Annotated in this window: 9 protein-coding genes and 1 pseudogene; 1 reads left to right on the top strand and 9 read right to left on the bottom strand. The window is 61.2% G+C overall.

From position 1 onward, the window contains the following. The 9 genes and pseudogenes from AE618_RS29255 to AE618_RS11580 all read right to left on the bottom strand — a co-directional run. A partial coding sequence (locus AE618_RS29255; RefSeq protein WP_156330227.1) for a LysR family transcriptional regulator occupies positions 1–360 on the bottom strand: 360 nt, incomplete at its 3' end. A 30-nt stretch (positions 361–390) separates the two neighbouring features. Then, on the bottom strand, positions 391–1,065 hold the full coding sequence (locus AE618_RS11610; RefSeq protein WP_054209234.1) for a DNA-3-methyladenine glycosylase I: 675 nt from the start codon (positions 1,063–1,065) through the stop codon (positions 391–393). A gap of 7 nt (positions 1,066–1,072) precedes the next feature. Beyond that, complete coding sequence (locus tag AE618_RS11605) at positions 1,073–1,684, bottom strand: RidA family protein (protein ID WP_054209233.1); 612 nt, start codon at positions 1,682–1,684, stop codon at positions 1,073–1,075. A 47-nt stretch (positions 1,685–1,731) separates the two neighbouring features. Continuing rightward, entirely contained in the window at positions 1,732–2,478 is a 747-nt protein-coding gene (locus AE618_RS11600; RefSeq protein WP_054209232.1) for an SDR family NAD(P)-dependent oxidoreductase, read from the bottom strand. Between the two features lie 78 nt (positions 2,479–2,556). Further along, positions 2,557–3,264, bottom strand: a complete 708-nt coding sequence (locus AE618_RS11595; RefSeq protein WP_197280760.1) for a carboxymuconolactone decarboxylase family protein — start codon at positions 3,262–3,264, stop codon at positions 2,557–2,559. 64 nt (positions 3,265–3,328) lie between these two features. Then, entirely contained in the window at positions 3,329–3,811 is a 483-nt protein-coding gene (locus AE618_RS11590; protein WP_197280759.1) for a cupin domain-containing protein, read from the bottom strand. A gap of 62 nt (positions 3,812–3,873) precedes the next feature. Beyond that, the gene (locus tag AE618_RS11585; protein WP_349236433.1) at positions 3,874–4,314 is read right to left on the bottom strand and encodes an SDR family oxidoreductase; all 441 of its coding nucleotides are present in this window, start codon (positions 4,312–4,314) and stop codon (positions 3,874–3,876) included. A 110-nt stretch (positions 4,315–4,424) separates the two neighbouring features. Next, a pseudogene (locus AE618_RS29140) lies at positions 4,425–4,547 on the bottom strand (short-chain dehydrogenase); the annotation flags it as partial. Positions 4,548–4,703: 156 nt separating this feature from the next. Next, positions 4,704–5,678, bottom strand: coding sequence for an SDR family NAD(P)-dependent oxidoreductase (locus AE618_RS11580; protein WP_054209229.1), 975 nt, complete (start codon positions 5,676–5,678; stop codon positions 4,704–4,706). A 115-nt stretch (positions 5,679–5,793) separates the two neighbouring features. Here AE618_RS11580 and AE618_RS11575 point away from each other — a divergent pair, with 115 nt between their 5' ends. Further along, complete coding sequence (locus tag AE618_RS11575; protein WP_054209228.1) at positions 5,794–6,411, top strand: TetR/AcrR family transcriptional regulator; 618 nt, start codon at positions 5,794–5,796, stop codon at positions 6,409–6,411. Positions 6,412–6,789 lie beyond the last annotated feature (378 nt).

Below are 6,789 nucleotides of genomic sequence, written 5' to 3'. Positions count from 1 at the left end.
CGCAACGGACGATCGGCTGCGCAACCCAGACCAGCTCCGCCGATCGCCCGTTGCTAGCCCCACGCCACACGGCGTAAAACCGGCTGAGGCTCTAATCGCCGCTGGATGACAAACCAGTGGCAGGTCAGCGGTTTCTTCGATGATCCGTCGCGCCGTCTCAAGGAATTCCTGGCCCGCCGGCGTCAGCCGGGTCCCGCCGTTCGTGCGCTCGAAAAGAGTAGCGCCGACCTCCTGCTCAAGGTCGCGCATTCGTCGGCTCAACGTTGATTGCCGCACATTCAATTTCTCGGCGGCTTGTCGCAAACTTCGAAATTGCGACACGGTGATCGCCCATTGCATTTTCTGAAGTTCAACAGTCACCGCACCCTCAATCGAACTTCGACTTGGTTGTCACCCGACGCTCATAGCAAGCGTTCGACTCATTGATGTCAGATCGAGACCGGATTGGTTCGACCACTGATTCAGAGCTGCCTGGATCTTCGTAAAATCGCCTTTCCCGGCCGGGCTTTTGCTGAGCACCTGTTCGCGAATGAGCGCTTTCACGACATCAGGCATCGTGATGAAAGCCGGCTTGCCAATCGAGCGCAGGAAATGCATTCCTGTCTCGCCGCCGAGCCGGCTCCCATTCTTCTTCAAAAAACCGAGGAGTCCGACATAGTCGTCGTCGGGCCATTCCGCCAGAAACCGGGCGGCTCTGCCGTGCTTCTCGGCCAGCTCTGTTAGAAAGCGCCCGTTCTCTTGCACGGATTTGATCTTCGCGCCGTTCCTGACGATATCCTTGTCCTTGAGCAGTTCATCGATGCGCTCCTCGGTCATCCACGCACAGCGGGCAGGATCAAACTGCTCGAAAGCAGACTCGAAGGACTGCCACTTCGCGTCGATGATCTTCGAGGAAAAGCCGGCGCTGAATACGCGCCGCGTCATGGCTGCGAGGATGCGATCGTCGGGGATCTTGGCGATGTCCTGCGGCGCCAAGGGCCGGGTTTCGGCGAGCATTCGCTCGAGCGCGTCCCGGCCGCCGTGACGCTCGGCCGCTAGGTCGATGATTTCGTCGAAGCGTCGCATTCAAAGGTCACTCCACGAACTTTGATGCTGCCACTGCAGGGAGACGCACCACCATTTCAATCTCGACCAGAATCTCGGGGGTATAGAGTGCCTGAACGCCGATCGTCCTCATGCTCGGCATGGCGTCCCCGAGCAATTCAAGAAGGGCGGTTAGGACCTGCTGGAACGCTTCCGTAGTCGCGTTAACGACGTAAACGCGCATCATGACAATGTCTTGTGCAGACGCCTCCAGATCATCGAGTGCGGCGGCGAGGCTGGCGGTCGCGAGCTTTGCCTGGCCGGCGATGTCCTTGGGCGTGTCCTGACTGCCGGGCGCCGCTGCGATCTGGCCCGACAGAAAGGCGAGGCGACCCTGTTCCGCGACACTGATTTGCGAGAACTTGCCTGAGGCCATATTCCACATTGTCGGCGGGTTGTGGCGGCTCACCGACGGTGATGGATCGTGGCTTTGGCGCAGCTCCTCCTTCAGTCGTGCCACCTCCCCCTCCAGGCGCTCGATGCGGTCGAGCGTGTAGTCGAAGTTAGTGGACTCCATCGCCTGCAGGAAAGCCCAGGCGGCCGCGAGGATGCGCCGGAATTTCCCCGGCCCCGGGGCGGCAAAATTGGCTGTGTGTGTCATCAGGGGCTCCTCGGAAATGATGATCGGCGCTGCGCTAGTCCTTCGGGCTAGATGGCCGTCAGGCCGCCATCGACGGGAAGGTCGATGCCGGCGACGTAGCTGCTGAGGTCCGAGGCGAGGAACAACGCCGCGCAGGCGATTTCGTCGGGATACGCTAGGCGTCCCAAGGGGGTCATCGCGACAATCTGCTTTCGGGCTTCGACCGCGCCCTCTCCGGACGGAAACTGATCGGCGAACATGGGCGTGTCGACCGCGCCCGGGCTCAGCACGTTGGTCCTGATGCCCCGATCCTTCAGTTCGCTGGTCCAAGTCCGGGCAAATGACCGGATCGCCGCCTTGGTGGCGCTGTAAGCGCTGCGGCCGGGGAAGCCTTTGTTCTTCCCGGCCGCCGCCACGAGGATGATCGACGCACCATCATTCAGGTAAGGGAGCGCCTTTTGCACGGTGAAATAGGTGCCGCGAGCGTTGGTACTGAAGACCTGGTCGAAATGCTCGGGCGTAGCCTCGGGGGTCATCATCTTTTCGACGAAGGCCGCACCTGCAAAAAGCACGTCGATCTTCCCCCTCTTCGCGACGGTTTCATAGAGGCGATCGAGGTCATCGAGCTTTGAGATGTCGGCCTTTACGGGGGTGACATTCTCGCCGATCTGCGCGACGGCGGCGTCAAGCTCGGCCTGACGCCGGCCGGCTATGAACACGTGTGCGCCTTGTTCAGCGAACCTCTCGGCGGTCGCAAGGCCGATCCCGCTGCTGCCCCCCGTGACGACAGCGATCTTGTCTTTCAATAGGAACATTTGTCATCCTTCTAGCGGTTGGCATCGCCTGCCGCCGGTCTCATCAGGGGTTCCTCGGAAGTAATAATCGGCGCTGCGCTAGATCCTTCGAGGTAGACAGCCGTCAGGCCGCCATCGATTTTCCGCGAGGAGGCCGCCGGGTCGGCTTGCCGTTTCGTTTTGAACTACCCCTCGCCAGCGCCAGTTTGCTTGACAGCTGACCCAGCCGGGTTGCTTTTCGTCGTCTTGTCGATCTTGTCGGTGGTCTCCAGCGGGACGCGGCAGCCGTTCAGCCACGCCCATGAAAATAAAAATGGAGATCGAGAAGATATACTTGCGGGTCGACTGTTCACCAAACATCGCCAGAAGTTCGCTGAGCGTATCGTCGGTCAGCGTCTTGGCACCGGTCAGCTCGTCGCACGCCCGGCAAAGCAAAACATAGTCCGAGCCGACGCCGGTGACCGGCCCATCTGAGGCGAACGCGGCGATTTCGTCTTCGCTGAGCCCTACGTTGCGGCCGATCGCGGAGTGAATTTGCCACTCGTAGGGCGCGTTGAGACCCTTGGCGACGCGCATCATGCACGTCTGCCGGTGCTTGGGGTTGATGCCCTCAGGGCCGAAGATCGCGTTGACCGTATCTATCACGCCCGCAAAGTGAGCACCCGTTCCCGCGAACATCTTGACGACGTTCAGCGTCATATCGGGCTGATAGGGGGCGCCATAGTAGGCCTCGATAACCGGCCTGATGACGTCGTCGTCTGGAAGCGGAACTGTCACCTTCGCCGCGTAGGTTGTCGGAATGTTCAATTGAGACATCCTGTTTCCTTCTTCGTTGGGGGGAGGTCCGGCCGCAATTGATGGGCCTCGCCAATCAGGCTGCCTGCCTCTGGGCTCCGAAGACGAACATGAGGATCACGCACGGATCGTCCGACCGGTTGTGGAATTCGTGAAAGGCCCCGTTCTGCACGAAGAAGTCGCCCTCCTTGGCCGTGACCGAGCGCACTTGGCCGTCTTCTCCCGGATAGGCGATATCGACTTCACCCTTGAGCACCACCGCGAGGTCAATGGTGTCGGTCCGGTGCATCGCACCGCCGAGCTCGCTGGGGGTCATTCCCCCGCCGGTGCCGAAATCGATCTTGGCCATCAAGGCCCCGAGATCGGTCTCGCCTGCCTTCTCAGGGGGAACGACCTGGAGATCGACGCGGACCGAGTCCTGTGGTCCGAAGATCCCAAGCCGCTTGTATTCACCGAGAACTTGATCAGGCGAAAGAGGCAACTGGGGAATCTTGTCGAAGCCCCAGATATTCGTGACCCGATCGGCGGTTTCGGTGTCGAGAACGTCCTCCACCTGCATGACAACTCCGACTTTGCTCTCGGCACTTACGATTCTTCTCATCTTCATTTCACTCACCCCCTTCAGAATTGCGACCAGCCGCCATCGACCGGAATCTCAAGACCAGTCGTGAAGGTCGCGTCGAAGGCGAGGAAGAGCACGGCTTTCGCGATCTCCTCAGAGGTCCCGAAGCGCTTCATCGGGATCATGCCAATCGTCTTCTCCCGGACCTGGGCAGCCATCTCCTTATCGGTAAACACTTTGTCGAGGATCGGCGTGGCGATGGGACCGGGCGACACGGCGTTGACGCGGATCTCCTGCGGAAGCAGCTCGGTTGCGAGCGTCCGAGCCAACGATCGCAGCGCGGCCTTGGCAGCCCCGTAGGTAGCTTGCCCGGGCAGTCCCTTGACGTTGGCGACGGAGGTCGTGAGGACGACGGAGCCGCCCCGGTTGATGAGCGGCGCGAACTTCTGGACCGCGAAGAACGGCCCCTTGGCGTTGAGGTTGAACATCTCGTCGTAGATAGCCTCGGTGACGTTCGCGAGGGGCGCTGGGGTGCTGAAACCCGCATTGACGAAAGGAGGTCGATGGTGCCAAACTCGGCCTTCACCTGAGCGGCGAGGGCGTCGATGTCGGTCAACGACCGCGCGTCGCTCGAAACTACGAGGGCGTCTGTTCCAAGCTCCTGCTTGGCCGAGTCCAGGCCGGCTTGCGAGCGGCCCGTTACGAGAACGCGCGCACCGCCATCGAGGAGCATCTTCGCCGTCGCGAGCCCCATGCCGCTGGTGCCGCCGAGGATCACCACTTTCTTATCTTGATACCGTGCCATTCACATTCTCCTGGGACGCCATTGCGCCTGTGGAGTTTTGGACAAATTCGGATGATATTTCTGCTACGCGACGGTGGTCAGGTGTTAGGACACCGCGCTCAAAGATGCCGGGTGCGACAGGTCGGCGCCGGAGACCTTGACGACGGCGCGCCATGCGGCTTCCTGGCTGGCGCGAACGTGGAGGTGTGGCTCTCGCTGCAGTTCCATCGGGCCTGAGAACTTCCCTTTGGCCGAGGCGAAGAATTGCCCTGAGACGTCGGTCCCGAACTCCGACGCCTGGATGTAGCGACTGGCCGCAACCTCCGGCGTCTGATTCATGCCGGGAATGAGATTCACGATCGGAATCATCAGGTACTTCAACAACGGGCCAGCGTTTCGCGCGACGTTGGTGGCGTTCGACGCACCGGGCGAGACAGCGTAGACGGCCATACCGGACGGTAGCCGGCGCGCCAGCGCCTCGGCCCACCAGGCGATCATGAGCTTCGCGTCGGCGTAGGCAGTGTTAGGCGAGTACTTCACCTTTGGTCCGCTGCGAATGAGGGCTTCAGCAGCCGCGGTTCGGTCGCCCCCGTAGTATTTGGCTGCGAACGCCGGCAGGTCGGTATATTTGAACATGGGCACACCCCCGCGAGCAGGCTCCGCGCTGGTGATGACAATCCGCGCCTCGGGGCTCAACAGGTTGGCGTTGAGCAGCCCAACGGTCAGTTCATGATGGCCGATCAGCGGGGCCTGGGAGGCTTCAACGCCCTCCGCAGTGATCACGCGCTTCTTGGTTGGGACCAGTCCGGCATTGAGCAGCAGAAAATCGATCGGCCGACCGCGCTTGACCAGCTCGGCGACCGCAGACTTGGCGCTGGCGGCCCTGTTCAGATCAAGCTCGAGCGGCGTGAAGATCCGCTTCTTGGTCTCGTCGGCAAGTTGGGCGGCCGTTTCCTTGGTCTTGGCCAGGCTGCGCCCCGTTACTATGACCTCCTGCCATCCCCCATCGGCGAGCAAGCGAGCTGCGGCGTAACCGAGCCCGGACGTAGCGCCGGTGACGAGAGCGATTGAATGTCTCATATTTGGTTCCACCGTGAGAGAAGGTCGGATCGCGAGGCCACGAGCCAGCTTGCTATTTTTGGACTTATTTCTAATATATTCGGGTAGAACACATGGTCAAGGATTTTTGGACCAAATGCTAAGAAATTCGAGCAGGGGTCGTGGGCGCCCCCGAACCTTCGACGAGAGCGAGGCACTGGACAAAGCGACGCAGATCTTTTGGTCGAAAAGCTACGACGGTGTAGCGATCGACGATCTCATCGCCGGCATGGGTGTGGGCCGGCAAAGCCTGTATTCCGTCTTCGGAGACAAGCGGACGCTGTTCCTGCGCGTCCTCCGGACATATGCAGAGCGAAAAGGCGCTGTCGCGGCGAAGGCGCTCTTTGCGCCACCGGCTCTTCGCGACGCGATCGCCGGCTTCCTGAGACACGCCGTGGACGTTGCGACCGAGGAAGGCTCGGTCCGGGGATGCCTGATGGTGTGCGTCGCGCCGCTCGTGGACGACACTGAAGTCAGGCAGTTTCTGAAGGACGCCGCCGCAGGCGGCGTGGCGCTCGTGGAACGCCGCTTCCGCGACGGGATCAGCGCGGGAGAAATCCCATCTGACTTTCCTGTCACCACGCGCGCGCGCCAGGTTATCGACCTTGCCCGCGGTCTGACGATGCATGCGCAGTTAGGAGCGCCACGCAAGACGCTCCTGGCAGACGCCGAAGAAGCGGCCGAGTTGGTGCTGCTGTCGCCGCGTGGTGGTTGATGCTGGATGGGGTGCCTTGATAGGCGAACCGACTGACGAAGAGTATCGAAAGCGATCTGCAGCTTGAATCCATGCCCGAAAGCCGCAAGCGAGAACTCAGTATCGGGATCGACTCCGGCCGCAGCCTAGTTCCACGGATCGCGTCCAGCCACGCCATCGACCTCAGCAGAGGTCGGGTTTCGGTCTGTAGACCTACTTATTTTTAGCCCCCAATACCCGTTTGAGAACCGTTCTTGCCCGCACCGGCGTAATCGTCCGGTGTCGGCCCTTTCAGCGTTCTGATGGGCGGCTTTTAGCGAAGGCGGCTTTTCCGATGGCGCGACGCCGGGCCAGCTTTGCGATGTTGGTCTTTATGGTGGGAAGATCGATGTCCTCGGG

This window comes from Allobosea vaviloviae, assembly GCF_001298265.1.
GTDB lineage: Bacteria > Pseudomonadota > Alphaproteobacteria > Rhizobiales > Beijerinckiaceae > Allobosea > Allobosea vaviloviae_B.
This window is presented reverse-complemented; position numbering and strand designations above follow the sequence as displayed.

What these genes read in the sequence shown, in the direction of transcription:
- AE618_RS11610 (WP_054209234.1), bottom strand. Translation starts at nt 1,065, where the DNA reads ATGCGACGCTTCGACGAAATCATCGACCTAGCGGCCGAGCGTCACGGC.
- AE618_RS11600 (WP_054209232.1), bottom strand. Translation starts at nt 2,478, where the DNA reads ATGTTCCTATTGAAAGACAAGATCGCTGTCGTCACGGGGGGCAGCAGC.
- AE618_RS11605 (WP_054209233.1), bottom strand. Translation starts at nt 1,684, where the DNA reads ATGACACACACAGCCAATTTTGCCGCCCCGGGGCCGGGGAAATTCCGG.
- AE618_RS11575 (WP_054209228.1), top strand. Translation starts at nt 5,794, where the DNA reads ATGCTAAGAAATTCGAGCAGGGGTCGTGGGCGCCCCCGAACCTTCGAC.
- AE618_RS11590 (WP_197280759.1), bottom strand. Translation starts at nt 3,811, where the DNA reads ATGCAGGTGGAGGACGTTCTCGACACCGAAACCGCCGATCGGGTCACG.
- AE618_RS11580 (WP_054209229.1), bottom strand. Translation starts at nt 5,678, where the DNA reads ATGAGACATTCAATCGCTCTCGTCACCGGCGCTACGTCCGGGCTCGGT.